The following is a 26,255-nucleotide window of genomic DNA, read 5'->3' as shown; positions in this document are numbered from 1 at the left end:
GCCGCCCGTCTCACAACGCCGGAAAAGGGGCCGCACCCATGAGATCGCGGCTGTATGGTTTTCTCCATGGCCCTGAACTTCCGCTCCATAGCCGCAATCGTCCGTTCATCCTTGCGGCTTCTGAATGATCGCGGGCGCGTGGCGGCATCCGGGAAGCCGTCCGAAATCCGAGGCCGTTCCAACCCGGCCTCAGGTCTTTCATCTCCTTATCGCGGCGACTTCACCGGCACGGCCGACTTACGGTACTCCCCCTCCCCCGACGGCAAGCCGGATCCAGGCGAAGTGATCTGGACCTGGGTACCGTTTGAAGAGGACCACTCGCAGGGAAAAGACCGCCCGGTGCTGCTGGTTGGCAGCCATGGAGGTTATCTTCTGGGCGTTATGCTCACCACCAAGGACCATGGGAAGGACTATCGCCGGAGCGGCGACTACGTTGACCTTGGCCCTGGAAGCTGGGATCGGCAATGGAGGCCCAGCGAAGCGCGGCTAGACCGCATCCTGCAGATCAACCCAAAGGATATTCGCCGCGAGGGCGCCATCATCGACGCCGGCAGTTTCGTTCTGGTGGCTGACGCCCTGAAGGCGCGACACGGCTGGAACTAGTCCAGGAATCGCCACAGGTTCAGCCAATCTGCTAATATTTATAGCTGTGTGTCCGTGCAGGTCGACGGCCACTGATGGTTGGCCGCCATAGGTATCCCCACGCCGCTCAGTCAATGGCCAATCTGAAAGCCCTCTAGACCATTTCCGCATTAAAAAGAGAGTTCACACGTGGCTAATATCAAGTCCCAGAAGAAGCGCATCCTGACCAACGAGAAGGCTCGCCTGCGCAACAACGCAGTCAAGTCCGAGTTGAAGACTGCCATCCGCGCCGTCAACACCGCCGTTGAGTCCTCTGACAAGGATGCCGCTGCCGCTGCACTGGCAACTGCCGGCCGCAAGCTGGACAAAGCTGTCAGCAAGGGAGTTCTTCACAAGAACAACGCTGCAAACCGCAAGTCGGCGATCTCCAAAAAGGTCAACGCACTCTAAGGTTTTCCAGTTCACCTGAACTGATGATTATGGTCGGCGCCTCCGGGTGCCGGCCATATCCGTTTAAAAGCTATCCGTACAGGCCAGTGCTCAAATAGCGCAGGCCGGAATCGACGATAACCGTGGCCACGGTGGCTTCCGGCCCAAGGCGCTTTGCCGCTCGCAGAGCCGCAACAACATTTCCGCCTGACGAAGTTCCCGCAAAAATCCCTTCCTCTCGAGCAAGACGACGGCTCATGGCAACTGCTTCCTCGGACGACACCTGGTCGATCATGTCGACCTCCTCCGGTTCCCACAGCGGCGGAATAAAACCGATGCCGATCCCTTCTATCCGATGGGATCCTGTGGGCCCTCCCGACAGGACGGCCGACTCCGCCGGCTCCACAGCGATGACCTGAAGCCGTGGTTGATGGCGCCGAAGGGCCCGCGCCGCGCCGTGGATGGAGTGGGCGGTGCCGACGGACTGGACAAGAGCATCTACCTGCCGGCCTGACTGCAACCAGATTTCCTCACCCAGTGCCAGGTAGCCGTTGATGGCGTCGTGATTATTGAGTTGGTCGCAAGCCCAATGGCCCGGCTGCACGCTTACTTCGCCTGCCCTGGCAATCATGGCCTTGATCAGCTTCTCTGTGATCCGTCCTTGGTCGCTTGCCACGTCCTCGACGATTGCTCCGAACGCCTCCATGGTGCGGCGTTTCTCATTGCTGAAGGCGTCGGAGAAGACGACGTGAAGCTTGTAACCCTTCGCTGCGCAGATCAGGGCCAGGGAGATGCCTGTTGTTCCAGCTGTGTATTCGACGACGGTATCGCCGGGCCTTATGTCGCCACGTCCCTCAGCACCGTTAATCGCGGCCAGCGCCATCCTGTCCTTCATGCTGCCGGTCGGGTTCGCCCATTCAAGCTTGGCCAGTATCCGTGCCGATCCCGTGGGGACGACACTTTTCAGCTCAATAAGGGGTGTAGAGCCAATCGCGGTCAAGACTCCGGTACGGGGGGCGGTTATGCCTTCCATTTCCTTCGTCTCCTCGTTGAGAAAGCGCTTCGGCGCCATGCAGATAGCGGTAAGCCGCTGAGGGAGCAAATATATCCGGTCAGGCGCAATTTGCCTACGCAGTTTTCTGTGATCACACGTCTGCTCACACGGGGATGAAGCAGGATTCAAGTATCCACCCAGAACAGGAGAACGGTCATGGAACTGAATGAGATTCTTAATCGCACCGCCGACCGCATAGTTGCCGACGGAACCCACTCCGAATCCAGGATTCTGCACGCGATGGCATCGGCTGCCGGAATACTTAACCCCGGCGCATCAGAGGCGCTCATTGATTGGAACGGATCGGAAGTTGCCCGGCTTAGGGCGTTCGGCATCCTGCATGGCGTTTTGCTTCGAGACCTCCCGGCGAACGAGCAGATGTACCTCACGGCAGAACTGCTCAATGGTCACGCTCTGGAGCTCGCGGCGTAGCGATTGCTAGATTGTGATTGTGCTGTACGTACGTTTGATCGGGCAACTGGGCTTGGAGCGCGATGGCCGGCCGGTACCTGGTCCCCGAGGGCATAAGACCTGGGCAGTCCTGGGCCGGTTGCTCCGTTCGTCCGAGCCCGTATCCCGGCAGGTCCTCGTGGAAGAGCTGTTCAGCGAAGCCGACGATCCAATGGGGGCCCTGCGATGGTCGCTCGCGGAGTTGCGCAGACGAATGGGCAATGCTGATGCCCTCAGGGGTAACCCGATCTCCATTGCGGTTGGCAATGATGTGACGGCGGATGTCTGGGAGGTCGCCCGGGGCGCGATCGGGGACGATGAGATTCCCGAGGGCCAGTTCCTGGAGGGGATTGAGGTCAAGGCATCCGTGGCCTTTGAGTCATGGCTCCTTATCGAGCGTCAGCGGGTCGACGGCGAGGTGCTGTCGACCTTACGCCAGAGGACGCTGCGGGCCCTGTCGGGGCGACAATTCGAACGCGCAGTCGCCCTCGCCGGCGCAATGGTTCGGCGCGCCCCACTGGAGGAGGGCCCCCACATCCTCCTCATCAAGGCCCTCGCCGCAGCCGGCCGGGTGGAGGCAGCCGTTCGACAGGCGGATGCAAGTGAAGCCTTGTTTTCCAAGGAACTTGGTATTGCCGCGACGCCGGCAATCAGGGCCGCAGCGCGCCCCGCCCTATCCGCACCCGTGCCTGGTGTCTCGGCACGGGCGTCGGCGTGGTCACTTTGCGAGGCGGGTCTTGCGGCTGTCTCCGCCGGCGCGGCGGACGCCGGTATTGAATGCCTGCGTGGCGCATGCGCAGCATCTGAGATATCGGGCGACAGGGAGCTGTTTGGCCGATGCTTGACAGAGCTTGGCACTGCTCTTGTGCATTCGATCCGAGGTTACGACGACGAAGGCGCCGTCATTCTGGCAATGGCTGTTGATATGGCGCTGGCAGCTGGAGCAGAACGGATCGCGGCCAAGGCCTTGTCGGAACTGGGCTATGTCGACCTGCTTGCGGGCCGCCGGACGAGTGCCGCTGACTACCTGCGGGCAGCCGGCCGGCTCGCGACAAACGACGCGCCGCTGATGGCGGCACTGGCAGGGTTTGAAGCCATGAATCTCAGTGACTGGGGCAAGCTCGAAGCGGGCCTGGGAAAGTTCATGGAAGCGGTCGAATTGAGCCGCAGCGCCGGAGCTGTCCGCCGTGAATCATGGAACCTTGGTGTCGGGGCACGGACCTTTTTCATTCTGGGGCGGACTGAAGAAGCTGCGGAGTGGGCAGCTCGCTCCTGTGAGTTGGCGAGGCGCGAAAACTGGACGGCATTCCGGCCATGGCCGGAAGCGTGGCTGGCCCATGCCCGCCTGGCCCGCGGTGAGGACCCCCGGTTGGTCCGCGAGACCGCTGAAACGACCTTTGCCTTGGCACGGCAGCTACAGGACCCTTGCTGGGAGGGGCTCGCGGCAAAGACCATAGGACTCACGCACTTGGCGGAGGGTGATCCGCGAACCGCTCTGGAATGGATGAAGAATGCGGGTACTCTATGCAGCCGGGTGACAGACTCATACACATGGGTTGAAACGGACGTATTGCTTGCCGAAGCGCAAGCCGCGCTGGGCCTGGGAGAAACCGATCGGGCAGACGCGGTGGCACGGCGTGCTGTTGCCGGCGCAGCCAAGGGAAGCATGGAGGATCTGCTTGAGCGCGCCATGGGACTACTGGCTACTCTTCCTCGCTCAGCTGCGTGACAGACAAGCAGCGCCGGACGCACCGTCGCCTGTGAGTCACGCGAATCACCAACCTCTAACGTCGGCCTACCGACGTCGCAATGACCGTAACAGCATGCTCGACGGCATAGACGGGATCCCGCGACAGCCCCTTCACCTGGGCATCTGCCTCCGCGGTGACCTGGATTGACCGGACAAGGCCTTCAGGAGTCCAGCGACGGACATCCCGTTGTGCCTGCTCCACCAGCCACGGTTGCATTCCCAGCTGCCTGGCCACCTGGGCAGACGATCCCTGGGCCCCGGCAACCTTGGCCAGGGTGCGAAGCTTCGCTGCAAGGGCGGCCACCAAAGGCACCGGATCCGCACCTGTGGCGAGGGCGTGCCGCAATGTGGACAGTGCCAGCGGCGCGTTCCCTGCCATCGCTGCATCCGCGACTTTGAATGCAGTAGCTTCAACGCGACCACCATAGTAGCGGTCAATCATGTCCTCATCCACGGCGGAAGCTGCATCGGAAATCAGTTGGCTGCAAGCCGCTGCCAGCTCTGCCAGGCTGGCACCCACCGCGTTTACGAGCGCCTGTACTGCGGCGGGCTCGATCCGGCGGGAGGCTGCTTTGAACTCCGCCACCACAAAGGCCGTCTTGTCCGCCTCTTTCTTGAGCGGCTGGCAGTCAACCATGGGCCATCCCCCCGACTTCACGGCGTCGAGCAGTTTCTTACCGCGGTTTCCGCCGCTGTGGCGCAGCACCAGGACGGCATCGGGCTCGGGATGGGCCAGGTAGGCCAACGCGTCCGCAAGGAACGCGTCATTCATGGACTCGAGCCCCTCGATCTCAATGAGTTTCCGCTCCCCGAACAGCGACGGGCTCACATTCCTGGCAAGGGACCCTGCTTCGTAGCTGCCGGCATCGAGTCGGGTTACTTCAACATCCGGTTCCGCGCCCCTCACCAGGGAACGGATCCTGTCCATGGCCCGGGTTCCCAGATATTCTTCGGGACCGGAGATCAGTACCACGGCGGCCGGTGTTACATCCCGCCAGGTTGGCGTGTTCGACGCCGGCGTCCTGGATGACGCCTGGGTTGCGGCCACTCTTGGTTCCTCCCGGAATTAATTCTGCGGACTCTAAGCCTGCCACGGTGTCTCCGGACCACCAAGCCCGGCTGGAGCCCGCTCTTGCCGGATTGCCAAGGACCTGCATCGGCCAACCAGTCCAAGTACCTGACGAGGGCAGCGTGGACGTGCAGCAGCTTCTTTCCTGCAGTCACTGGATGGAACACCAGCCACAGTCCCGGAAGGCCCAGGCAGGACAGGAGAAGCATCGTGGAGAGGCCGAATGCCCCTTCGGGCCAAGGCAGTGAGGCTCCCGGCAGGGATGCGAAGAACAGGGCCGTGCCCGCGACGCAGTTGGCAAAGAATCCTGCAATGAAAACCAGTATTCCTCCGGCCAGCGGGGCAAGAGGCAGCACGGGAACGGCCGCGGTTCCCAGGATGGTGACCGGGCCGACGAACGGCGAAGCAGCGATGTTGGCAATCAGTGCGTAGGACGAGAACTGGGGTTGCAACAGGACAATCACCGGGCTGCAGAGAAGTTGGGCGGATAACGGAACGGCCAGCCCGGCAGCAGCCCAACGCGGCACGACCCGGGGTGTCCATTTGACCAGTTGCTGCCCGATTGTCACGATGCCCAGGGTGGCGAGCACCGACAGGACAAAGCCGTAACTGGCTCCAAGTGCAGGATCAAAGAGCAGCAAGCCGATCACCGCCAGGCACAGGAAAGTGAGTCCCCGGCCGGGTCTCCCCCCGGCCAACGCGGTCAGTGCTATCGAGCCCATGAGGGCTGCTCGCAGGACGCTGGCGTCCGGCCCCACCACAAGGACAAAGAAGCCGAGGCCCGCCAGCGCGCATCCCGCAGCTATTCCGCGTGGCAGCCGGAAACTACGGGCCAGCAGAAGCAAGGCGCCAAGAACGAGGCTGCAGTTGGCCCCAGTGATTGTTAAAGCAGGAGGTGGGTCTCTTTTGAGCCGCGTTTTCGCTGGTCAGGGGCGGATTCGTGCTATCCAATGATGGAACTGGCTGACGATGAAACCCATCTTTCGGTCGTGAGTGGACGGCAATCAGATCCCTTGCGGGATCCCATTGATAGGGAAGCGAATGACCAACGTTGAAGCAGGGGGTGGGTAGGCCCAAAGCTTGCACAGGCAGATCCTCAACGTTTGCCGAACCGCCACTCTTCGCGCTTCAAGGGCTTTGAACAGGAGAGACGTTGGCTTCAGGTCCCCCTCCCCCAGTTCTCACGGTAATTGGCGGGACCTGAGTACACCTGCCCTTAGGCCTTACTTATGTACGGCAGCTGCGGGGGACGAGAAATCGCCTCGTTCTCACGTCGTGCTTGTATTACTGATGGGCACGTCAATGCGATCACGTGCAACGACGACTCCGTCCTTTACGACGAAGCACTCGACGACGTGCTCACCCCGGAAGCTCGTGCGCTCGTGCCGGGCGTTCGGATGACTCGATTCGATGATCTGCCCGCGGATATTGTGCCGGCGTTCGGCCTCTGAACCGCGGTTCAGTACTTTCCATTTCAGGACGTAGGGGTAGGAGACGGTGCAGGAAGTCACTCTGAACTTGAGACCCTTGTTCGCCATGAGTGGGCTTCTCCCCCGCAGCATCTCCCGCAGCGAAACCGGCCGCCATCCGTCCTGCGTGACCTCGCAATCGATTGTGACCGAATGCGAGATGTCTATCTGGAACTTGTCCTCGATGAACTCTTCGGTATCGATGAATGCGCGCGCGGCCTCAAGCGTGCTCGAAGCCAGCGGCGCGGATGTGCCGAACACCTCTCGCCATTTCTTGTTGGCGGATGCCTTGCCCTCGGCCTCAATCGCCTCCTGGCAGCGGTTGTAGGCTTTCTTTGCCTTCGGCTGGAACCTCGTCTTCACCGTCACCCGCTGATAGCTCCCCAAAGCGAGGTAGTAGTCCTTATCAGGCTCGTCCGCGAGGAACGCGAAGAAGTCGCGGACCATGAGGTTGTACGATTCGGTTCCCGCCGAATCGTAGAGACTGGTCGTTGAGAAGAAGCGGTGCACCAGGGTGTCGATGAGCAGGCCGCCCATGACGACTCCGTTGGCGTTCTTCCACGCCCGGGCCATCCTCGCGAGATAGCGCATGTTCTTCGAGGTGCGGTCGTTGCTCGCTTTGGTCGCGCTGATCTCCGCGCGTGGTTTGGTGACTTTCCAGGCTTCGGCGGCGGTGTCGGGGTAGTCGAAGCTGCCGTCCTCGTTTTCGAAGGCGGGTTGAACCTCGAACTTAAACTTGTTGCTCGTGAACTGCACCCGCACAACACACTGGTCAACGCGGACATCAGTGCTGGGGTACCGCGCCTTCAGTACGTCTCGGACACGGTTGAGGATTCTCCTCGGCCCGGTCTCGTTGTCATAACTCGTGCGCAAGCCGGGCGGGACTATAAAGATCATGTCCAAGTCGGACACACCACGGGTCGCCGTGTGCCGCCCGTAGGAGCCGACCATCAACCGGTAAGCCGTAGAACCGTCCGTGGATCTGAAGTCCTTGTTCAGCGCCTTCGTGATTTCGTCCCTGCGTGAAGCGATCGTGCCGCTGGCATCGCCGACCTTCAGGTTTTGGAGCAGCCCGTCGAAGATCTCGGAAGTCTTCATGATCATGCCTCGCTTTCGTCGAGCCGGAGTCTCTCGGGCAGGAAGAGATCAATCTCCCGGGCGGTGAACGTCATCTCTTCGTTGTCCTTGAGCCCGTCCCTGGCTCTGCTGAACGCCTTCGAGCTCGTCCTCGGCGCATCGGCATATGCCGCACGCGTGGCCTCCTGGAGCTCGTCCCGCCGTGCGCGGGCATCGGATGCTGACGTCGTACCGGACATCAGGTCGGCGATCAGGGACAGATAGGACTCGCGGACATCCCAGAGCCGTGTTGCGATGTCGCGGTGCGCGTCGGCTTCCTCCGAGAACTTGAACGTCTTCGTGGCAAGGCTCGTCGCGCTGACGAGGATCGCAATAAAGGAGGTAGCGAGGCTGGTCAGCACCGGGCTCCCCAGCGCGCCGACCAGTGCGGCGAGGAAGGTTCCCGAGCTGATCGCCGTCAGAGCGATCAGCGTGCCCTGCTGCCATCTGTGGCGGCGGAAGCAGATGTCCGCCTGCTTCTCCTGCGTCTTGTGGCTGTAGACCACCCGTCCGAACGCTTCACGAACCTGCGCAAGCAGATACAGGTCCTGGTCTTCAGTGATCACTACATCACTCGTCATGCTTCTCCCATTCATCGTCATCCAGGGAGGTGCGCCCGACAGGGATCCTCCGGGCCCCCTTACTCGCCGGAAGAGCGACGACTGACACGATCGCTGCACGTGCTTCAAGTATGACTGGCACCACTGACACAAAAATCCGGAGCACGGGCAACTCTGGCGGCGAGGGCGGTGAAGCTGATGCGTGGGATGCGAAAGCATCGCTTGCACCCGCACGGGTGCGGCAGCTCCTCGAACTCGCCGCCGCCGACCTTGGCGTAGAACCCGGAACCCTGGACCGGGCCATATGGTTGCACGAGAGCCCTTCAGAACCTGGACCGTCCCGGATTGGAGAATCCTTTGCCACAGCACCCTAAGCCGCTCAGCGTTTTACAGTCCAAAGTCTTGAAATGGGTCAATGACGGCTGTCCGGGCAGCATCTTCGAAGGCTACTCACATCGGATATCAGCCCGAGCCTTGGCGGACGATCGATACATCACCATTACAGGCAAGGGCCCCACCTGGACCGCCAAGATCACCCAGCTGGGTGTGGAGCTGCTTAAGAGCATCGAAGACTCCGATAGCAACAACCACACCCATGAATCTGAAGCGGACAAATTCATACAGAAGCTTATTGCCGCTGGTGGAGTCCTTGAGGTCGAGGGCGGATATTCGCACCGCGCAGCCAACGATGCCCTGATCCGTGACGTGATGAAGTCAGGCCTGCGCCCGAAAGGCTACAAGCTCGAGATAACGAGCGTCGGGTCGTGGCAGAACCCAAGGTACGAGGCACGTTGGGCGCGACATTTCCCTGATGACGTCGACGAGCGCCCGGTCCCGATCCCAGACTCGGTGGGCAAATATCACCCGGTCGCCAAAGCGTTCCGGGACGGCACAAAGGGGGTGTCGAAAGAGCACGTCGCCCGTGCAGCCAAACTGCTGCACGCGCTGGCCACGGAAAGTACAGCCCGTGGCTACGAGGTCACACTGCCGTCGAGCCATAAACGCACCACCTCCCGCGGCACCACATCTCTCGATGGCGACATCGCCATCACGGTCGGCACAACCACCGTGCCATTGGAAATGCGGGAGCTCCCACCTAACGGCGGATCCGCAAGGCCATACATCCCCAAATACAACTCCCGCAACCAGTCCTGGACGACTGTAAACAACACCGATTTCGTATCAACGGGGCGGCTCCAACTGGAGTTGACACAAAAATACTCAACCAACGGTCGCCGAGAACGGTTTCGCGACGGCAAACGACAGCAACTCGACAGCACCTTGCCAGCCATACTTCGCGAGATCGAAATTCAACATCTTGAAAATGAGTGGAAGCGCGAGCAAGCACGCCGAAAGGCGGAGGAAACGCAGCGACGGTGGGAAGCAGCCATGGAGCGCGCCCGCATACGAATCCAGGACCACCACAAGGCCCAGCAGCTGAAGATCCAGGCGGACGCCTGGGCAGAAGCCGCCATGCTGCGCAAGTACGTGGATGTCATGGAGGCGAGAGTGTCCTCAGAACGGGATGTAGAGCTGGTCAATCGCGGGCTTGTCTGGCTGTCATGGGCACGTGACTACATCAACGCCAAGGATCCCCTGCTCCGCCCCGTCGAGGTTCCCGTCCTGGCAGACTATCGCGATGAAGACCTGGTGCCGTTTCTCGACGGTTGGAGCCCACACGGACCGCATGGCATGAGGTAGAAGCGTATCGCTTTGAGCGTGCGATGATTTCTGCCAATTCCCGGCCCTTCCAGTGCACTACGCCAGTCCCACAAAACGAGGACTGGTTCACATAGCCTAGGGCTTACGACTATTGGGGGAAGCAGTGAATTTAAGTCCAGCCTTCGGTGTTATTGGTGTCCTGTACGCGATCTTTACGATCGTGCTGGCCGGACTGGCTGTATACGCCCTGGTCCTCGTCATCGTGTTCCTCCGGCTGCGGATCGCTGAGCTGAAGCAGGGTGGACGGTCAAAGGATGACCCCTGCGGTGATGACACTGGCAAGCGAAAGACCCAGATGAAGCGCACCGCGCCCGATCCTGAGTGGGTGCTGATGTACAGGCAAGGCATTCCCACGCCGAAAATCGCCGCGGTCGCCGGCGTCGCTGAAACCACGGTCAGGTACCACCTGGCCATCGCCGCAAAACAGGATACCCGCATCAGGGCTGAGCATCAGACGGCGCTTCCCGCCGCACTCCCGCGTCTGACAGCAGCTGGCCGGCGGAATCTGGAAGACATAATCGCTTTCTACAAGAGCGAAGGCCGGTTGCCAATCTTCAGCCACTCGGCTCGCGAAAAGGCACTGGCAGTGTGGCTGCATCGACGCCGTAAGGAAGCAGCGCAGGGCACCCTCTCCCCTGCCTGTGCTGACGCCCTGGACGTGATCCCTGACTGGCGGAAACCATCGACAAAACAGGCTGACGACGAAGCGCGCTGGACGCAGCGCCTTATCGAGGTCGATGAGTACCGGGCTGCCGACAACGATTGGCCCCGGCACAACAAAACCAACGAGCCGTCAGAACGAATGCTTGGCGTGTGGCTGCACGTCCAACGCATCAACGACCGCGCCGGCAGGCTTGATCCGGCGAAAAGGACCCAGCTGGATGCTGTGATCCCCGGATGGCGTCAGGGAAGGCAGAAGGCAGCAAAGAGGTGATCTTGTCGCCACTCAAAACAAGGCAGACACCTCAGCGTTGTTTACTGAGGCACGCTGAAGTAGCTTTTTGGGTCGTCTGCACCCAGGAGGTCGTGATGGAACACGATGGCGTCCACCGGACGCGTGTCCACAAACAAGACAGCAACTGTCCGGGAGTGCACCACGGTATAGCGGGTGCACTCCTCCACCCAGGAGTGGATTCCGGTGTACTCCTCGACGAACAAGCCGTCACCGAGCAGGCCCCGCACTTCCAGCAGGTCGTAGACAACATTCCAGCAGAAATCCATCAGCTCATGGATCGCCGCCTCCACCGTTGGTGCCTTCATAGAACCATGGTGCTCCCGAGCACTGACAGGATGGCGCAGTTGCCCTGGCGTGTCTTCTCAGCAGGTGGTTGCGGTTGAAATGGGCTTTGCCCACTAGCCGCCCTGTGAGCTGCGTTGGGTTCGGTTCACTTTGGCATATAGGACCCGAGGGAGGGCCCGATTCGTCGACTCCGGATTCGATCGGAGCGGAACAGGACGCCATCCTCTATCCGTAGCACCGGCGGCCCGCATAAGCTGTGCCATTAGCTTCAGGCATTCTGGGTCATGCTGCGAAATTTGGGGGAACTATGGATGAAGTTCAGGGACCTGAGATGCCCGGGGTGCAAGATGTCCCTGAAACTCAAAAACGGAACCGTGGTCGCATCATCATCATCTGCGTGGTGGCGCTTCAGCCGCTGCCAGCGCGGCTCGTGCACAGGCACGCAGCGTTGCGGAGGAGGCGCGGAAGGCAGCAGAGCGGGCGGACAACGAACTTAAGCAGATGGAAGCTCGTGGGTGGACGGCCGCAGGCAACCAGATGTACTTCCAATATCTCAGCGACTCCGAGTTCACCTGTGGAAGGTGGAAGTGCACCTTTTTGGATGTCGTGTCAATGGCTCGGAATGGCTGCCCAGGGGGTCTCTATGTGGCCGTGAGTATCGATAGGGGCGAGGGCTCTATCGGTTCCACGAACGAGATTACGGCGGGCTTGCCAACAGGAAAGGTCGCCCGAGTGAAACTGGAAGACACCAGCAATCAGGGTGACGGGTCTCAAATCACCAAGATGAACTGCCATAAATGACTACGGGGTATTGAGGATCTGGAGGACCTGCCATGCCCGCGCGTACGTTGGGCCGCGGTGGGCTTTGCCCGGTCTCGCAGGCGTCGGCTTCGACGGTGATGATTCTGGTTTCCCTAAGCCGGATGGTGGGGGTGAGCCTGATGGTGGTCCTGATCCAGTGCCTTGTATCGCTTAAGCATGTGCCGTTGGAGTAGGAATCCCTTAGGCGGACAAGGAGTGCCCCCTGTCGAGGTGGGGTGGTCGTCGTTGACGGTGGCCTTGGGAGGGCCGGGGTTGTGGCTGGGCGTCATGTCAGTCAAGCAAGGTCACAGACTTAGCATCGTCGAGTCGTAGCCAGAAACTTGCGGTAGCAAGCTTGCACCGCGCTACTGCACACGCTTCTCCAAGGCTCCGCATATCCCCCGCTCGGGGAACCAACGTGTCAGTCCAGGCCCATGAGGTGACTCACGTCTTGCACAGGTTGGGACGTGGCGCTCTTTCCTCCGAGCAGTAGACGCGTAGCCGAATTCCACACTGCTGCGCAGAACTCCACGCAGCACTGAGCAAGGCATGCGCCTGCACAGCGACCGCATTTGGACGGTCCTTCGCAAGTTCCTCTTTCAGTGCAGACTTCGAAAGGCATGCGCCGAGCACTAGCCAGACTTCACGCGATGCAGCGTGCGACTGGACCACCTTATTGACCATGTCCCAATGCTCCTCGCCGGTGTCTTGTGGCATACCGCGGCGCAGCCGAGTTGCGGGTCCATATGTGCGTTCCGGCTTCTTAGCCCTCTCAATCTTCCATTCCTTGGCCCAGTAGCCGGTGACGGGACGATCTTCATTGCCCAGGGTGAGAAAGCGCAGACTTTTCATCGCTTGGGACACGACTTCGTGAAGTGCTGCCGCAGAGATCTCAGACGAGTTATCTACCGACTTGCTCTTGGCATGCGCAAAGATGACCTTCTCCGAATCGAACCCGATGAAGTCAGCAATCTCGCTCCCCAGATCGGTACAAAGAATCGTTGCGTCATTCCCAAGCGCGTTGGGAAGCAGGTGATTGTCAAGCTGCCCGAAGACCGTCTCGTCGGGCCATGGATGCTGCCCTGTTGTGTGTCCCTTTTCAGCGACAACTTTGGAGAGCGGCTGGTGCGTTTCAATAATCGATAAAAGACCATCATCTGAACTGGAGTTGCGACGGTTGAGTTTCCAGAAGTTCTTGTTCGAATACACCATCCCGGAGTCAGTCGCGACTCGTATCTGCTGCTCACGCGTGATGAATTGCCAGAAGTCCTGCTTGTTGTCGTTGACAGGCCGATAGGGAACACTCTGGTCCGACGAGACATTGAACCTCTTGAGAGACGCATCCCAGGCGATTTCTACCTCGACTTGCTTATCATTGATCTCGACCTTAAAACGGCCGTTCTCTACAGCCCCACCAGACCAATCAATGACAAGCGGACCGTGGCGATCATCGGATGGCTCAAAAGCCTCGGGTGCAATGTCCAGCAGAACATGCGCCGCAACAGGTGGCTCGGTGAGCGTCACAGGGAACCCGTACCGCCCGATCGCTGACGCAGGCTTATCGCCTCGTTTCAATGCCGCGGTCAATTCGTCGAACCAACCACGTAGCTCACTGTAGAGCCCTTTCGACTCCCGGTAGTCGCTCACTCGACCGTTCTTCACGCCGGTGTACCGGGTGACGAATTTGTCATCTATCGTTAGGCTGCCCGACGCAGTGGAGTAGCCAAAGGTAGAATCGCCCACCTCTCCCGCGACCGCGCCGACATCGCGAGCTCGGATGGACCGCGACCGTACTGCCCAGTCACTGAGGTCGTTATTGGTTAGCGACATAGAAGTGATGGTCGAAGTGCCAGGCAACAGGCCTACCAAACCTGTCGCACCTACCGAGGTCGTGTCGGTTCGAACGCACTCCGTCAGCCCGTCCGATGCAGACACAAAGAGGTACTCGCCGTTCCAGTGAAGGACCGTGTATCCGAGGGACATCTCAACGAATGCCGCCTCCCGCAGTATCGGAGAGTTGCGGACCGTCATATGCAAAATCACGCAAGTGTCGTCGCTCGGTTGGAACTGAGCCAATACCTGACCGTTGCCCGAAGTAAGCTCGTGCGCGACCCGCGCCGCAAAGTCATCCAGTTCAAATTTGCCGGTCGGCCGACGAATGCATGTGCTGAGCCGGTATTTGATCGCATTCCACGCGCCATCGGCTTTCAGATCCGCCTTCTCGCGGAAGAGTCGGTCCCAGTAGAAAATATCGGGCTGGGCACCCAAAAGCTTTGCAACTCCAACAGGGTCGGTCGCGACTGATTTCGGTCCTTTAGTTTGATCGAACCTAAGATAGCGTTCCCAGGCCTCCTGCATCGTTTCGTCCCCTGAAAACACGAAGGCCCGTTGGCCGGCAACTCTAGTGGGGTTCCGTAGGATACGCCCAACCTGCTGCACCCGAGCACGATCGTTCCCGAACCCACCGTAAATCGCGAGTACTCTTACGGCAGGATCATCGAATCCTTCGGTCAGCTTGTGCTGGTGAACTAGGAACTCGACGTCGGGACGGTCCGATGGAGCCGGCATGACCTTTCGCAGATGCGGGGACTCCTCGTTGCCGGTGAAGGCTTCGTGCACTGCGATGACCTTCCGATTCTTTGCCACGAGAGCCGTCGCCAATGCTTGGACGTCCGCCCTGTTGCTGCACCGGACGATGACGCGGTCTCCAGGTCTCCTTTCGACCACGTGTTCCAATTTGTCGAGTAGAGCATCGACGTACTGGTGAGCCGAGGTTGTCTCGTCCATGTACTCGAACTGTGGTTCACGCAGGACATGATCAGCCACGGCGTCAGCGTGGGTATAGCGATACTGCGCCGCGGAATCGATGGCAAACATTCGGTTGTCATTGCGAAAGGGCGTCGCGGTGAAGAGACAGATCGGCAGTCCAGCGGCACGCACAGCACGAGACCAACTAGGCGCGGGTTCGTAGTGGCATTCATCGACAATCACCGTCGCGAAATCTGCGAACAAGGTGGCCATCACTGCCTCGTCGAACTCAACCGTCTCGAAGATCGTCAACGCCATCGAAAGGGTCGCAACATGGACCACGGGCTCACGCTCCACCTCGCCGCTGACGTGCTCTATAAAGTTCTTGGCGCTAGCAACTAAGCGCACCGTTGGCAGTTCATCTGGGCGGTCGATTTCTAGGCGTTCCCACACGCGCTTATCGATGTCTTCCGCGAGTTGGCGTGCGAGCCCACGCCATGGCGTCACGACCAGCGCATTCTTCTTCTTGCCGCCTACCTGCGGCCCAGCGATTAGGGAAGCGATGACGGCAGACTTCCCCGTGCCGGTGGGCATCGTCACCAGCGCTGCACCCTTACTGGGGCCAGAACGTCGAAGGTAGCGGGTAAGGATTGTTAAAGCATCTGTCTGGTGTTCCCATAGCGGCACGAATATCTAAGCCCTTTCCCGCTACGCAGCGAGCATAACGGGACCAGCACAGTCGATGTATCGAGCCCGCCGTTGTCACCAGTCGAATATTGAAGCCAAGTCTTGCACACGACAAGCGCCAAACGGGCGAAGGGAACTGCAGGTTCCTGGAACAGCGTTACGCGCTGGCGGTGGGCTCCTCTCCCCAAGCTGCGAATCTCAAGCTCCGCGGACCTATTCCAGTCAGCAGAAGCTTTCGGCCGATTGGAGTCCCATCGGCGCATCGACTACCGCGAAATTGAACATTGGCGGTCACAAACTATTTGCCGGAGGTGGGTAGCAGAAATGGCTTTGACCTGCGGGAACGAGCGAAATTGCCCGATTCTTGACCCATATAAAATTGCAAATCTTCTTGCCAGTGAAAGTTAACTTAGGGGGTGGGTTGTATTAGAACCGCGTTTTCGTTGGTCAACGGCGTCTTCGTACTATCCAATGGTGGAACTGGATCGACCATCAGGCCTATCGTCCGGTCGAGAGTAGACGGCGATCAGGTCCACGCGGAGCCCATCTAATGGGAGATCAACTGACGAACGTTGAAATGGGAGATGGGTGGATTAGGCCCCGACACGGCCTCCAACTGCTCTCGTGCCAAGGCAACCCGGCGACCAGCTGCGTAACCCGCATCGCATGGGTTACGCCTCACGCGTGCGTTCCGTTGATCCTCCGAGCGAGGTTCCCGAAGTTGTTCAGCGTGGTCTGCGAGAGCTTCTCGACCTTGGCGGGGCTGCGGAGAAGGATCTCCACCGGACGCCAGTGACTGAACTTGCCGTCCAACGCCTCCAACCTCACGATCAGCCGATCGGGATGCTTAGACGGCTCACTCGCGTTGCGCGAGGTGGCAAAAGCCTCGTTGTAAAGTCCCAGGTAGTCGCCGATGGTGAAGATGACCTTCTGCCCGAGGACGGCCACCATAGACCATAGGCGTTGAAAGGCGATGCGGTGGAATTTAGGTTTGCGCTCTAGCCTTTAGGGTGGCGTCCTAATTCGGCCTCTTATCTCCGACCAGATTCGCTTCGCCGAAAGTTCGACATCCGCCCTACAAATCCCGCCCAAGCGGGTGGAATTCCCGATTTGATGTCGCTTTAGCAGCGCGATAACGCAGCTCAGTCGATGGGATTCGACTGAGCTGCGTTGTTTTGTGCACCCACACCGAGGGTTGAATTCGTCCCACAGGGGCGGCCTCTTCGGATTGGGATCCTTACCTCTCTTACACAGAGCCGAATCGAGAGCTTGACTGGTTCGATGCCCATCGAATGTGTATTTCGCCAAGGATCGGACTTCGTGCCCGGGAGGCACCAAGGAAGTTGTGATGGAGAGTTTGCGATAAAGGGTCTGGCTGCTGGGAGATCCGAAAATGCCGTCAGCGCGCCCCCGGACGCCTGACCCCATTGAGTTTGAGACAATAAAAAATGCGGCCTCAGCCGCATAGGAAATTATCAACCCCAGCTGCCAACTAAACCGTCAGCAGTCCCATTCTTCAGGAGGTACTTATGTCTCACGCGCCGCTCGCTGACGGACTATCCCGACGCAAGGCCTACCGCGCGATGTCCGTCATTGTTGGCGGGTTAGGGATCGCGATCACCATTTATGGCTTTGTCGCGAGCGCAGTCGCAGCGATTGTCATCGGACTCGTTCTTTTCGTGGTCGTCGGATTCGCCTTTCATGTTGCGGCGAACGTCACCATGAACAACGCCATATCACGCGCTGCCGAAGCAGCTGGCGGTAGTGCCCACGGGGCAGAATACATTCCCGCGATCCACGGCTTGCATATTGACGCCTTTCAGCAGGCCAGGCTGAAAAGCGCGATGTCGGGGCAGCCGATTGATGACGCTTTCCGCTTCGAGATGGCGCGCCTTACATCGGGCGGATGATCCGGGGGCAACCTACATCGCCCGTCACACGCGACGCGTGGCGGGCGATGTAGGTTGCCGGGGTCGGCTACAGCCTGAGCAGCGCGAGCTTCGCATAGCACGCGCCAGGCGTGCTGTGCCTCCAGCGGGTGCCTTCACGGCGACGACGGACGTCGTCCTGTTGGCTCCGACCGCGACGAATGAGAATTCGAACACGTCGAGGTCGCGCAGCTCGTAGGTCTTACTGCCGATATGTCGAGGGGGAGTAGAGTGCAAGAGACCGCTCCAACACGTTATCACTTGCCTGTTTTGCTTGTGCCACAAAGTCTGCGCATCGGTTCTTGGCCGGCTCAACGAGGCGGCCCAGGAATACGACGGCGTTGATGCCAGCACGGAGTCGAGGGAAGGGCGCACGTACTGCCTCGTCTGCAATAGTCGGGGACACCGAGTGTTCGAAAGCACCTTCCGGAGCAGCGGATGAGCTTCTCAGCGGCCCGTTCGATGAAGCATTGGAGCGTAAACTGCCCGACACACACGCGCCCGCAAGCGGCAGGGTCAGTTCCGACCAAGAGGTTATTCGGCTACGGAACGTGGTGGAGTTTCGCTTCAACGTGAAGACGAATTCAGGGTCCAGCGCAAGCTCCGAGAACCCTGACTGTGCTCTCGACACGGTCTAACGGGATCTATCCTTCGGGGTTCGAAGCTCCAAGGGGACCTTGTCATCGACCATGCCTGGGTTAGGCGACGGCAAGCGCCGTTCGTCTATGTCGACTACGTGGCGGTGCCAACCTGACCCCGTCTGGAACCTCGCCACCCAGACTCGGATGCCCCACTCAGGGCGGCGCAATGCCCTGCCCCGGAACCATACCGAACTGAGTCCTTCGGGAAGAACCGGGTCCCCAACGAGCTCGGCCCGACCGTTGTCGAACTCGTCCGAGAGCCGGTAGAAGTAGGACTCGACCCGGTGGCTCCGACCAAAGAGGAAGAGGTGTCGCTCATCCGCTGGTTCAGCTCGGAGCTTCGCGATGTTTTCCAGCGCCCAGTCTTCCGCCAGCAATTCTGTGCAGACCTGATCGAGCTCGTTCAATCGCAGTGGAATCGAGCCGCTTTCTGACTGTGGTGCGCCATCTCTCTTGGCTTGTGCCCACTTCTTCAAAAGCTCTTTGTCCGGAGGCGAAGTGATCTCGACAATCCCGCGGCGTCCCTTCGCGCCCGGACTGACCCAAGCGCCATCAGGTTTCTGGTTGCCCGCGCCTGCGTCCGCGAGGTGGATGTGGACCCCGAGGACAGTCTCCATGACAAGGAACGCGATTTCTTCCTCACGGCTGGCCCTGACTCCGGCTGCATTGCTCATTCTTTGAACTATAGCGAGGGTCGAACGCGGAAATACCTTAGAAACTGCGATTGTGCTCAGCCGTAGCGTGGAAGATGCGATGAAGACGAACCCTTTTGGCTAGCCACGCCGTGACAGAATTCGCAGAAGGTACTCGTTCTGTCGGCCCGCTGGCTTGGACTTCAGCCGACCACTGTCCGGGATGCCGGCCAAGGAGAAGAATCAGCCGGAGGCTACGGCCATGAGCGACAGTCCGGCCTATTACCCCAGCAGGACCGCGTGACGAACTGTGGGACAGAGGCACGGAAGCCAAGCGTTCGGACAACTGACAACGCTCAGCCAGGCACCTCAGGCTTCGGGAACCTCGCAGTTGGCATTACCTGCGAGGGGATTCGCATCTGGACTTAAGCGGGTCTTGAGGCCCGTGCCTTGCTCCGCTTCAGCCAGCACGCGACGCCCAACTCGGCTGCTTTCTCCTGGTCCGTGCATACTCCGGCGGCGGTGAATGCGGTGGCCGGGACACTGTCTGCCGTCGGCTCCGGGACCTCACGCAGGAGCCATCCCGTGTGCCGGTCCTGTCGAAGCTGAAACGCTCGGTGAACGGCATCCGTTCCATGTGCGTATGCCGCGGCTCAGCCAGCAGCCATTTCTTCTTCTGGTTCACAGTCGTTTGAGCTCCCCCGTCGTGAATGATCCGCCCGGCCATCGCAGCTGCCTCAGTGAGGTCCTGGTGGCCCCAGAAGACCATTGCAAGCTGCTCAGGGTCCTCATGAGTGGGTATTCCCCCGGACAGCGCGGGGGAAGCGAAGTGCCATTTGCTGCCTTGGATAAAGTCCAACGGTGTTGGACGGAGGCCGCCGTCAGTTCCGGTCTGCCGTGCCGCTTCCTCCACGGTTCGCGCCAGGGCTTCGATTCCGGAGATGGTGGCGGACAGATCCAGCCATTCGAAAGGCCGCTCCTCCCAATAATCATCGACTGCCCAATACCATCGCGGTTCGCGGCGATCAGAAGCGGAAGGACCTTCCGGGTGGTCTGCGGGCCAGACACCGACGCGGCTTCCAACCTTCTTTGTCGCCACCAGATCGCTGGCCTCAAGCTGGTCCACCATCCTGGTTACACCTTTGGCGTCCCGGTCCGTGACCACTCCCGTCAGGTCCACCTGGAGGATGCCGGGACGCTGGCGCACCGCTCTCAGGATGGCTCCGAAGCGTTCGTAATCGGCCTTGTGCTCGAGGGCCTGCTCCAGGCGACTTTGGTGGGTTTCCACGGCGAAGGCCGCGTTGCGGTCGTGCCGGATGCGTCCCGCTTCCCCCTCTGCTCCGTCATAGGGCTTTTTTGCCTCATCCAGCGCGAACCGTTCAAGGGCTAATACCCGATCGATCACGTCGAACCGCCCGAACATTGAGGCCAGGTATAGGGGAACCCTGTCCGGTGCTGCCACATTGACATGGCTGCTGCCGAACATCGTCTTGCGGACTGCGTATCGCTCTGCTTCTTCGTCCAACGCCTGTGCGGCGATGTCCAGCGCATGCGGGTATTTTTTGGCCCGGACAGTCTCTTGAAAGAGACCCCATCTGAACCTGGGCAAATCACCCAAAATCCGCGCCCGGAAGAAGCGGAGCATCTCGTCACGTCTTGCCGGTACATACACGGCGGCTCCGCCCTTCGTCGAGGTCAACTTGGATCATGTGAAGCAAGCCTTGAGTTTGGCTACGTTGATGTAGCAGCCGGGCTGTCGTCCTAGTTGGATGGAGCCTGACCTAACTCATCCTCCGGTTTTGCCCGCTTAGGTGCCACCCAATAGTGTCCATTTACCCGCAACGGAGTAATAGCCGGGCCGGAAGCCAACGCTGCTATCTCGAGCCACTGATCCATCTGGCTAACCAGATCATGGCGGATCGCGGGCAGAAGCACAATGAAAAATTCGGGCTAGGTACGCTGCGAGGTGTTTTTCGCGCCGAAGACAAGGGCAACAACCCCTGGCATCCAGATTTCGTGCCTCCGGGCGCGGATCGTCAATCGGGGTTACTCGTCCGCGGTCTTGTAATCCGTTTGCACCTGGGACAGTTCGGCCCAGTGGGCTTCGAGCCCAGCGAGGGTAGGGCTCACATTAAGGCTGGGCAGAGGCTGTGAGTGCCCGTCGATGTACCGACAGGCCTCGCCGAAGATGCGATTGACGGTATCGATCGCGGCGGGCAACGCTCCGGGCTTGATCTTCGGCAGGTTCGTCATGCGCACGTTGGGTTGGTAGCGCTGGGTGACGCCTGCGAGCAGTTCCGTCTCGGTGAACACCTCGCACCAGGCTCGGATCCAGTCGTAGCCGGTCCGAACGAGCGCTGCCCGGGCGTCTCCCTGCTGCGACTTGGCAGCCTGGATTGTCGCGTTGATGTTCTTCCTAAGGTTGCTCAAGCTATCCCAGCGCGGGCCGGTGGCGCGGGTGATCTGGCCCTTGCCGTCCTCGTCGGTGATGTGGAAGTACGAGCATCGTTTCGTCTCCTCCATGAGCGTGAGCAACGTGCTAGCGAAGAAGATGTCATGGGTGAAAACGATGACCTGAATGGTTTCAGCGAGAGAGGTGATCCGCTGTGCGACCTCGTTGATCCTCCGGTGATCGAGGCTGGAGACGGGATCATCAAAGATGACCGGCGCTGTGATACCAGCGAGCCGGGCCTCAGCGAGGAAGTCTGCCATCGCGATCACCTTCTGTTCACCTTCCGAGAGAACCTTCGACGGTTTGTGCTTCCCACTGAGGACCTTGCGGCGCTGCGCACGTCCTTGACGGCCAACGAACTCCACATGAAGCGTGGGCGCTCGGAGCGCAGCGCATTCTTCATTGAAGAGTGCGTCGAAGCTCTCATTAATCATCTGGTCACTGGCGGTCTTTGCCAGAACAGTAACAGTCCGCAACAGACCAGGCATGGGCTTGGCGAGGAGCGTCAACCGGTCGGCTTGCTTTGCATCACGAACGTGCGACTCGATGAGCGTCCAGGACCTCGTCAGTTCCGCCGCCGCCTCCAGCTCGAGGAGTGCTTTCTTGTTCTCCGTGAGGGTATCTGACCGTGTGGCGGCCTGCCTTCTCAATTCGTCCAGCGTCTGCATGGTCGTCGTCAGTGCGACCGTGAGTGCGCCTAGGTCTTCCGCAGCGTGTTCTGTCAGATCCGTCTCAACGTTCGACCCGGTTCGAAGGTACTCGGTGAGGCTAAGGAGGGTGGCAAGAGTCCGGTCCAGCTCGACGTGAAAGGACGGCTTGTCGTCTGTGTCGGCGTACTCTCTGGCAAAGGTGGAAGCATCTCCGGCATGAATCGAGACGACCGGTTCGATGAGCGCGTGAAGCCGGGACTTCGAAGCCGCAATGTCGGTGGTGATCTTGTCTTCCAGATACTCTGAGTACTTGCCGATGAGAGCTTGTGCAGTTTCGCCCAACGGTTGCCGGCAGTAGAGACATCGATCCGAGTCGTGCGCGCCAAGTACGGTTAGATGCGTCTGATAGGCCTCTCCAGTTGCGATGAAGCGGCTCCAGGTGTCATCGGGCTCAGCGGGCAGATCTGCCACCTCGAACAAGGCAGTGCGGAACACGCGGTAGTCCTCTTCGAGGCCAGTGAGTGTCGCGAGTTCACGATCGTAAGTAACGACGTTGAAGTCGGCGACCGCGGTGGCAGCCGCGGAAGCCTGCGTTAAAATGCGTTCGACGCGCTGCTGAAGTTTAATCTCGGCGCTGATAGTGTCGGCTTCGAGTGCTGCGACAGTGCGGCGTAAGTCAGCGATGCGAACATCAACGTCGGCATCGGGGTCGGCCGCCGCCTTCAGCTGCTCAAGGTCGGTGGCCGCTCCGAGTGTTTCGATCAGCGGGTAGACGCTGGAGCCGCGCGGAAACCGCGACAGAATTCCTGTTGACCCAGAGCGAAGGCCCTGGACGGTTTGGTCGATCCGGCCCTGTACAGATTTGATGCCGGCGATCACGTGGTTGAACAACGCTAGGGCAGCAGGAACGTAAACGTACTCAAGGTCGTCGTCGACGTGGAAACTGACGGAAGGGCTGTCGAAGATCGACATCCTCGTAAACGGGGCGACTCCCTGCTGTCCTGTCCAGGGGTACGTCTTCGACTCCGCGCCGAGCGTGTAGCCGACAAGTGCAGACTGGGGCTGCGGAGTAGTCGCTTCGATGTTGCCAAGAATCACATCCGCGGTCCGACTGGCAGCCAGGCCCTTGAAGATCCGGGAGTACCCCGTCTTCCCCGTGCCGTTTTCTCCGAATAGAATCGTCAGCCCCTCGTGCGGTTCGATGACACCGCCCTCCACTAAGGCGTTGACGCCGGTCACAGCAGAGAGCGAGGTGAGTTTCAAAGGCTCGAGCGCTTCATCTTTGCGCTCAACGGTGGCCAGCGCCTCTTCAGCGGGGAGTTCACGAGTGTCGAAAGCTTTCTCCTGCCGAAACAGGGCGTACGCCTGCTCTTCTTCCTCACTCCCCAACGGTCCGCCGCCGGTAAGCACGTGCCGGACGATGTAGCGCACCCACTCATCTGACGAGTTCGCCCATTCGCGGAGCAGATTACGGGGGTCCAGCCGCTTCTGTGAAATCTCTGTATCGGTCACGCAATTGTCCCCTCGCCATTGAGTACGATGTCGTGTTCGACTTGCGCCACTCGCTATTGACTCTAATGGACCTTTCTAGCCATCGGGCTGACCTTCGACCCAATTGGTGGTTGAAAGGAGACCTGAACAGAAGGTGAGGAGAGGTGCGTGGCAACCTGAATGACTTCATCACCACAATGAAGCGGGCTTCTATGACGGTCCCCTAAAGCCGGTCCCTCATAGTGCCGTGAGTTCAGGGCTGCAGCCCGGCTCGCCTGGTTCCGTTCGGGCGTCCTCATGAACTCCCGAGCGCCGGTGCTTGCCGGGCGTAACACCGCAGATTTGGAGGATGTACAGAAAAAGCTGGACTACCTGATCCGTCGAACTCCTGACCGCCTGAAGCCGCTGAGGTTGGATCGCTGCAATGCTGCGACATACGAGAATGCAGTGAGGGCGGCGGTTGCTGTGGATCGTGACATGCGGGCTTTAGTAACCAACCGCAGCGTGCTGCTGGTGCAAGCCGACTAAATTGGGGTGTCTCGCCGGCCACAACTCATGGCAAGAGAGCCTTCGGCGTTTCGATCACCACTGCTAGCACGAGTCACGTGAGTCCCACGGCACCGACAGGTGTTCTTGAGAGTAGCACCGCTCCCCCGCGTCAGGACGATGAGCTGCGACCGGAACACGAGCTCAAGTAAGCACGCGTGCAGGCCGATGACGGCCCTGTCAGTTCTTTTATAGGCCCGAAGGACCCATTCTGTTCGCAAATCTGCGGACGACTGCGGAAACACGGTTCCTTTCCCACACGGGAGAGTTGAGGGGAATCGCCTGGAGGTGAATGTGCTGGTCCAGCGGGAGTGAGGGATTGTCCAGTCTCCACGACCGCAGGATCTCAATGGTGTCATGACCAAGGGCGGCGGCGTTTTCCAACATGATGAGTTCTTTGAGCGTAATCAGTGCCACTGCAGAGCAAAATTCCTCGGGGTGTCCTAACGACGCCAGACGTTCCCGTGTCCGGTGTTGGACCGGCAAAGTCCAGGGCAACCCGGTTTCGCCTGTAAGTACTAACGGGATATAGGTGAACCGCTCGTCGCTTTGGCTGCGGCGAAGCCGTGTTTCTTCCTCCAGCAGTCTGATCGTGGAAATGAGTTGCTCCGCCTTGCGAGCTGTCAAAACCTTGTCTAGTTCATCGTCCAACGCGGATGCGGAGGCGCTAGCGAAGACGACGGGCCGCGGCATTGCTCGATCCGTGACTTCGACGAGCAGCCAGGTGCGTCCCGAGCGAATCGCAAAGTCACACATGCGGGGCATGCTTTTTCTGCCGGCTGCGAGCTTTTTCTGCAGTTGTCCTTCATCCATGACCTGCAGTTTTTTCTTGAAGAAGATTCTCCGTAAGGCAGCGCCCGCCTCGTACTCAAGGATGTCTTTGGTGCATTGGTGGAAAGCCACTTCACGCTTGGCATCGACCTTGCGGAGGTACTGACGAACGTCCCAGAACGTGGTCTCGCTCAAGGCACGTTGCATGACGAAGTTCGGGCTAAGCATAAGTAGCTCTCCCGATTCCAAGCGGACGAGGGGGAAACGCCGGAATGCATCGAACCCAAACCTGGACGGCTTCGGGGCTGGGGAATCGTCACGGATGAGCCTGCGCATTTCCGACACTGAACACGATGTCGCGTCAAGGAAATGTTTGACCGCTTCCGCCGGCAACCCCAGTGTTGCGAAGAACTCATCCGCGTAACGCACATATCCATGGCCAGCTGCCTGTGCGTAGAGATTGAAGGCTGCGGCGGCGAAATCTACAAGCTCGATCCCGGTCGCTTCTTTGAACAGCTCGTGAGGTTCACCCCCGACCGTCGTGGCTGCTTTCGTTCGCTTCGGCCAACTGCGGAACCATGTCCGTTCGAACCAAACCAGCTGACGACCGACCCACAGGGTACGGTTGAAGTGAAGGTTTGCGATCAGTTCGCTAGCCAGCGACACATCCATGCCACCCCAAGTCGCACCACCGGTATCCTTTGGCTCTTCATCGTTGTCGTCAGCGATTCCGAGCAAGCAGATGACCAGAAGATCAAAGCCTCCCGCGTCGTCCGTTGGCGGCCCTTCTGGGGAGTGCAGCATGGCCTCTTTGGCCGCCAACAACAGCATCTGTGGAGCAAACAGCGTGACACCGAAGGTCGAGGCAATTTCAAGATGGGTGCGCAGATTTCGGTTTGCCACCTTCTTGGCCCAGCGCATGTCCACGTCAGATGCCGGCGCATCTGACGTGCCGGAGTGAACTTCGATGTCTGTGATGATTTGAGCGATAAGGGATAACGCCTGGCCAAGTGATAGCTGCTTCCAGAACTCAGTTCTGATGTTTTCGGGTACACGCTTCCCCAATAATTCCGAGGACAACGCATACGTCCGTATTCCCGGGATTCGCATCGGAAAGGGGGAAGTCCAAGTGTCCGGATCTGGCATACGCCCAGCTTAGGTGCCCGGGACCCTTACCTAACGCGGCACACAGCCTTCCGGCTGCCCTCGATAATCAGGCTTCACAACTGTTAGGTACGTGCAGGCGAGTGTTTGGGCGAATTCCGAGGCGTTGAGCACGCCGGGTCGGAGCCAAAAGAAATCATTTTCCGTCAGCACGAAGCTGCTTGCGTGTCACGGTGGCGGTCTGTCGCAGAGCAAGGCTATTGTGTGTAACAACGGATTGGCGTTGCGGTGGTGCCGCGAAGCTACCGGGTCTCTCATCAGCCTTAGCGCGACTCGCGCTGCTTTTCCTCGCGCCCAGCAACC

General features: G+C 59.7%; 22 protein-coding genes. 10 read left to right on the top strand and 12 right to left on the bottom strand.

The window, feature by feature from the left end; all coding sequences use genetic code 11:
* The first annotated feature begins 54 nt into the window (after positions 1-54).
* Positions 55-603, top strand: coding sequence for a type II toxin-antitoxin system PemK/MazF family toxin (locus tag M1D88_RS07330; RefSeq protein WP_458113878.1), 549 nt, complete (start codon positions 55-57; stop codon positions 601-603).
* A gap of 168 nt (positions 604-771) precedes the next feature.
* The gene (gene rpsT, locus M1D88_RS07325) at positions 772-1,032 is read left to right on the top strand and encodes a 30S ribosomal protein S20 (protein ID WP_458113877.1); all 261 of its coding nucleotides are present in this window, start codon (positions 772-774) and stop codon (positions 1,030-1,032) included.
* 70 nt (positions 1,033-1,102) lie between these two features.
* Here the strand turns inward: rpsT and M1D88_RS07320 are convergent, their stop codons facing one another.
* Complete coding sequence (locus M1D88_RS07320; protein WP_458113876.1) at positions 1,103-2,044, bottom strand: PLP-dependent cysteine synthase family protein; 942 nt, start codon at positions 2,042-2,044, stop codon at positions 1,103-1,105.
* Positions 2,045-2,221: 177 nt separating this feature from the next.
* On the opposite strand from M1D88_RS07320, the gene M1D88_RS07315 reads away from it, so the two are divergent.
* Together M1D88_RS07315 and M1D88_RS07310 are read left to right on the top strand one after the other, a co-directional pair.
* Entirely contained in the window at positions 2,222-2,497 is a 276-nt protein-coding gene (locus M1D88_RS07315) for a hypothetical protein (protein WP_458113875.1), read from the top strand.
* Positions 2,498-2,516: 19 nt separating this feature from the next.
* Complete coding sequence (locus M1D88_RS07310; protein WP_458113874.1) at positions 2,517-4,244, top strand: BTAD domain-containing putative transcriptional regulator; 1,728 nt, start codon at positions 2,517-2,519, stop codon at positions 4,242-4,244.
* 55 nt (positions 4,245-4,299) lie between these two features.
* On the opposite strand, the gene holA is transcribed toward M1D88_RS07310, so the two are convergent.
* The 4 genes from holA to M1D88_RS07290 form a co-directional block, all read right to left on the bottom strand.
* Entirely contained in the window at positions 4,300-5,313 is a 1,014-nt protein-coding gene (gene holA, locus M1D88_RS07305; protein WP_458113873.1) for a DNA polymerase III subunit delta, read from the bottom strand.
* Positions 5,250-6,179 carry a ComEC/Rec2 family competence protein gene (locus tag M1D88_RS07300; RefSeq protein WP_458113872.1) on the bottom strand — a complete coding sequence of 310 codons (930 nt, stop codon included), beginning with the start codon at positions 6,177-6,179 and terminating at the stop codon, positions 5,250-5,252. Before M1D88_RS07300 ends, holA begins: the two co-directional genes overlap by 64 nt.
* 423 nt (positions 6,180-6,602) lie before the next feature.
* Positions 6,603-7,901, bottom strand: a complete 1,299-nt coding sequence (locus M1D88_RS07295) for a nucleotide-binding domain-containing protein (RefSeq protein ID WP_458113871.1) — start codon at positions 7,899-7,901, stop codon at positions 6,603-6,605.
* A 2-nt stretch (positions 7,902-7,903) separates the two neighbouring features.
* Complete coding sequence (locus tag M1D88_RS07290; RefSeq protein WP_458113870.1) at positions 7,904-8,500, bottom strand: SLATT domain-containing protein; 597 nt, start codon at positions 8,498-8,500, stop codon at positions 7,904-7,906.
* A gap of 110 nt (positions 8,501-8,610) precedes the next feature.
* Here M1D88_RS07290 and M1D88_RS07285 point away from each other — a divergent pair, with 110 nt between their 5' ends.
* The 3 genes from M1D88_RS07285 (at position 8,611) to M1D88_RS07275 (ending at position 11,135) form a co-directional block, all read left to right on the top strand.
* Positions 8,611-8,853: a hypothetical protein gene (locus tag M1D88_RS07285; RefSeq protein WP_458113869.1), complete on the top strand. Its 243-nt coding sequence runs from the start codon at positions 8,611-8,613 to the stop codon at positions 8,851-8,853.
* A 100-nt stretch (positions 8,854-8,953) separates the two neighbouring features.
* A complete protein-coding gene (locus tag M1D88_RS07280; RefSeq protein WP_458113868.1) occupies positions 8,954-10,180 on the top strand; it encodes a hypothetical protein in 1,227 nt (408 codons plus the stop codon).
* A 124-nt stretch (positions 10,181-10,304) separates the two neighbouring features.
* Positions 10,305-11,135 carry a helicase associated domain-containing protein gene (locus tag M1D88_RS07275; RefSeq protein ID WP_458113867.1) on the top strand — a complete coding sequence of 277 codons (831 nt, stop codon included), beginning with the start codon at positions 10,305-10,307 and terminating at the stop codon, positions 11,133-11,135.
* A 41-nt stretch (positions 11,136-11,176) separates the two neighbouring features.
* Here M1D88_RS07275 and M1D88_RS07270 read toward each other — a convergent pair whose 3' ends face one another.
* Positions 11,177-11,461, bottom strand: a complete 285-nt coding sequence (locus M1D88_RS07270) for a hypothetical protein (protein ID WP_458113866.1) — start codon at positions 11,459-11,461, stop codon at positions 11,177-11,179.
* A gap of 813 nt (positions 11,462-12,274) precedes the next feature.
* Between M1D88_RS07270 and M1D88_RS07265 the strand changes: the two genes are divergently transcribed.
* On the top strand, positions 12,275-12,436 hold the full coding sequence (locus tag M1D88_RS07265) for a hypothetical protein (protein WP_458113865.1): 162 nt from the start codon (positions 12,275-12,277) through the stop codon (positions 12,434-12,436).
* Positions 12,437-12,686: 250 nt separating this feature from the next.
* Here M1D88_RS07265 and M1D88_RS07260 read toward each other — a convergent pair whose 3' ends face one another.
* Together M1D88_RS07260 and M1D88_RS07255 are read right to left on the bottom strand one after the other, a co-directional pair.
* Positions 12,687-15,677, bottom strand: coding sequence for a DEAD/DEAH box helicase (locus tag M1D88_RS07260; RefSeq protein WP_458113864.1), 2,991 nt, complete (start codon positions 15,675-15,677; stop codon positions 12,687-12,689).
* Positions 15,678-16,355: 678 nt separating this feature from the next.
* On the bottom strand, positions 16,356-16,628 hold the full coding sequence (locus M1D88_RS07255; RefSeq protein WP_458113863.1) for a hypothetical protein: 273 nt from the start codon (positions 16,626-16,628) through the stop codon (positions 16,356-16,358).
* 578 nt (positions 16,629-17,206) lie between these two features.
* Here M1D88_RS07255 and M1D88_RS07250 point away from each other — a divergent pair.
* Positions 17,207-17,587 (top strand): hypothetical protein, encoded by a 381-nt coding sequence (locus M1D88_RS07250; RefSeq protein ID WP_458113862.1) that lies wholly within the window; start codon positions 17,207-17,209, stop codon positions 17,585-17,587.
* A 652-nt stretch (positions 17,588-18,239) separates the two neighbouring features.
* On the opposite strand, the gene M1D88_RS07245 is transcribed toward M1D88_RS07250, so the two are convergent.
* From M1D88_RS07245 to M1D88_RS07235, 3 genes are all read right to left on the bottom strand, one after another.
* Complete coding sequence (locus M1D88_RS07245) at positions 18,240-18,920, bottom strand: hypothetical protein (RefSeq protein WP_458113861.1); 681 nt, start codon at positions 18,918-18,920, stop codon at positions 18,240-18,242.
* A 418-nt stretch (positions 18,921-19,338) separates the two neighbouring features.
* On the bottom strand, positions 19,339-20,577 hold the full coding sequence (locus M1D88_RS07240; protein ID WP_458113860.1) for a hypothetical protein: 1,239 nt from the start codon (positions 20,575-20,577) through the stop codon (positions 19,339-19,341).
* A gap of 347 nt (positions 20,578-20,924) precedes the next feature.
* Entirely contained in the window at positions 20,925-23,492 is a 2,568-nt protein-coding gene (locus M1D88_RS07235; protein ID WP_458113859.1) for an AAA family ATPase, read from the bottom strand.
* A 276-nt stretch (positions 23,493-23,768) separates the two neighbouring features.
* On the opposite strand from M1D88_RS07235, the gene M1D88_RS07230 reads away from it, so the two are divergent.
* A complete protein-coding gene (locus tag M1D88_RS07230) occupies positions 23,769-23,999 on the top strand; it encodes a hypothetical protein (protein WP_458113858.1) in 231 nt (76 codons plus the stop codon).
* Positions 24,000-24,206: 207 nt separating this feature from the next.
* Here the strand turns inward: M1D88_RS07230 and M1D88_RS07225 are convergent, their stop codons facing one another.
* Positions 24,207-25,868: a hypothetical protein gene (locus M1D88_RS07225; RefSeq protein ID WP_458113857.1), complete on the bottom strand. Its 1,662-nt coding sequence runs from the start codon at positions 25,866-25,868 to the stop codon at positions 24,207-24,209.
* Positions 25,869-26,255 lie beyond the last annotated feature (387 nt).

The organism is Arthrobacter sp. R1-13 (assembly GCF_054161475.1).
The sequence above is the reverse complement of the archived record's forward strand: the minus strand, read 5'-3'. Positions and strand labels throughout refer to the sequence as shown.

What these genes read in the sequence shown, in the direction of transcription:
- M1D88_RS07330 (WP_458113878.1), top strand. Translation starts at nt 55, where the DNA reads ATGGTTTTCTCCATGGCCCTGAACTTCCGCTCCATAGCCGCAATCGTC.
- M1D88_RS07320 (WP_458113876.1), bottom strand. Translation starts at nt 2,044, where the DNA reads ATGGAAGGCATAACCGCCCCCCGTACCGGAGTCTTGACCGCGATTGGC.
- M1D88_RS07315 (WP_458113875.1), top strand. Translation starts at nt 2,222, where the DNA reads ATGGAACTGAATGAGATTCTTAATCGCACCGCCGACCGCATAGTTGCC.
- M1D88_RS07295 (WP_458113871.1), bottom strand. Translation starts at nt 7,901, where the DNA reads ATGAAGACTTCCGAGATCTTCGACGGGCTGCTCCAAAACCTGAAGGTC.
- M1D88_RS07290 (WP_458113870.1), bottom strand. Translation starts at nt 8,500, where the DNA reads ATGACGAGTGATGTAGTGATCACTGAAGACCAGGACCTGTATCTGCTT.
- M1D88_RS07285 (WP_458113869.1), top strand. Translation starts at nt 8,611, where the DNA reads ATGACTGGCACCACTGACACAAAAATCCGGAGCACGGGCAACTCTGGC.
- M1D88_RS07270 (WP_458113866.1), bottom strand. Translation starts at nt 11,461, where the DNA reads ATGAAGGCACCAACGGTGGAGGCGGCGATCCATGAGCTGATGGATTTC.
- M1D88_RS07265 (WP_458113865.1), top strand. Translation starts at nt 12,275, where the DNA reads ATGCCCGCGCGTACGTTGGGCCGCGGTGGGCTTTGCCCGGTCTCGCAG.
- M1D88_RS07255 (WP_458113863.1), bottom strand. Translation starts at nt 16,628, where the DNA reads ATGGTGGCCGTCCTCGGGCAGAAGGTCATCTTCACCATCGGCGACTAC.
- M1D88_RS07250 (WP_458113862.1), top strand. Translation starts at nt 17,207, where the DNA reads ATGTCTCACGCGCCGCTCGCTGACGGACTATCCCGACGCAAGGCCTAC.
- M1D88_RS07245 (WP_458113861.1), bottom strand. Translation starts at nt 18,920, where the DNA reads ATGAGCAATGCAGCCGGAGTCAGGGCCAGCCGTGAGGAAGAAATCGCG.
- M1D88_RS07230 (WP_458113858.1), top strand. Translation starts at nt 23,769, where the DNA reads ATGAACTCCCGAGCGCCGGTGCTTGCCGGGCGTAACACCGCAGATTTG.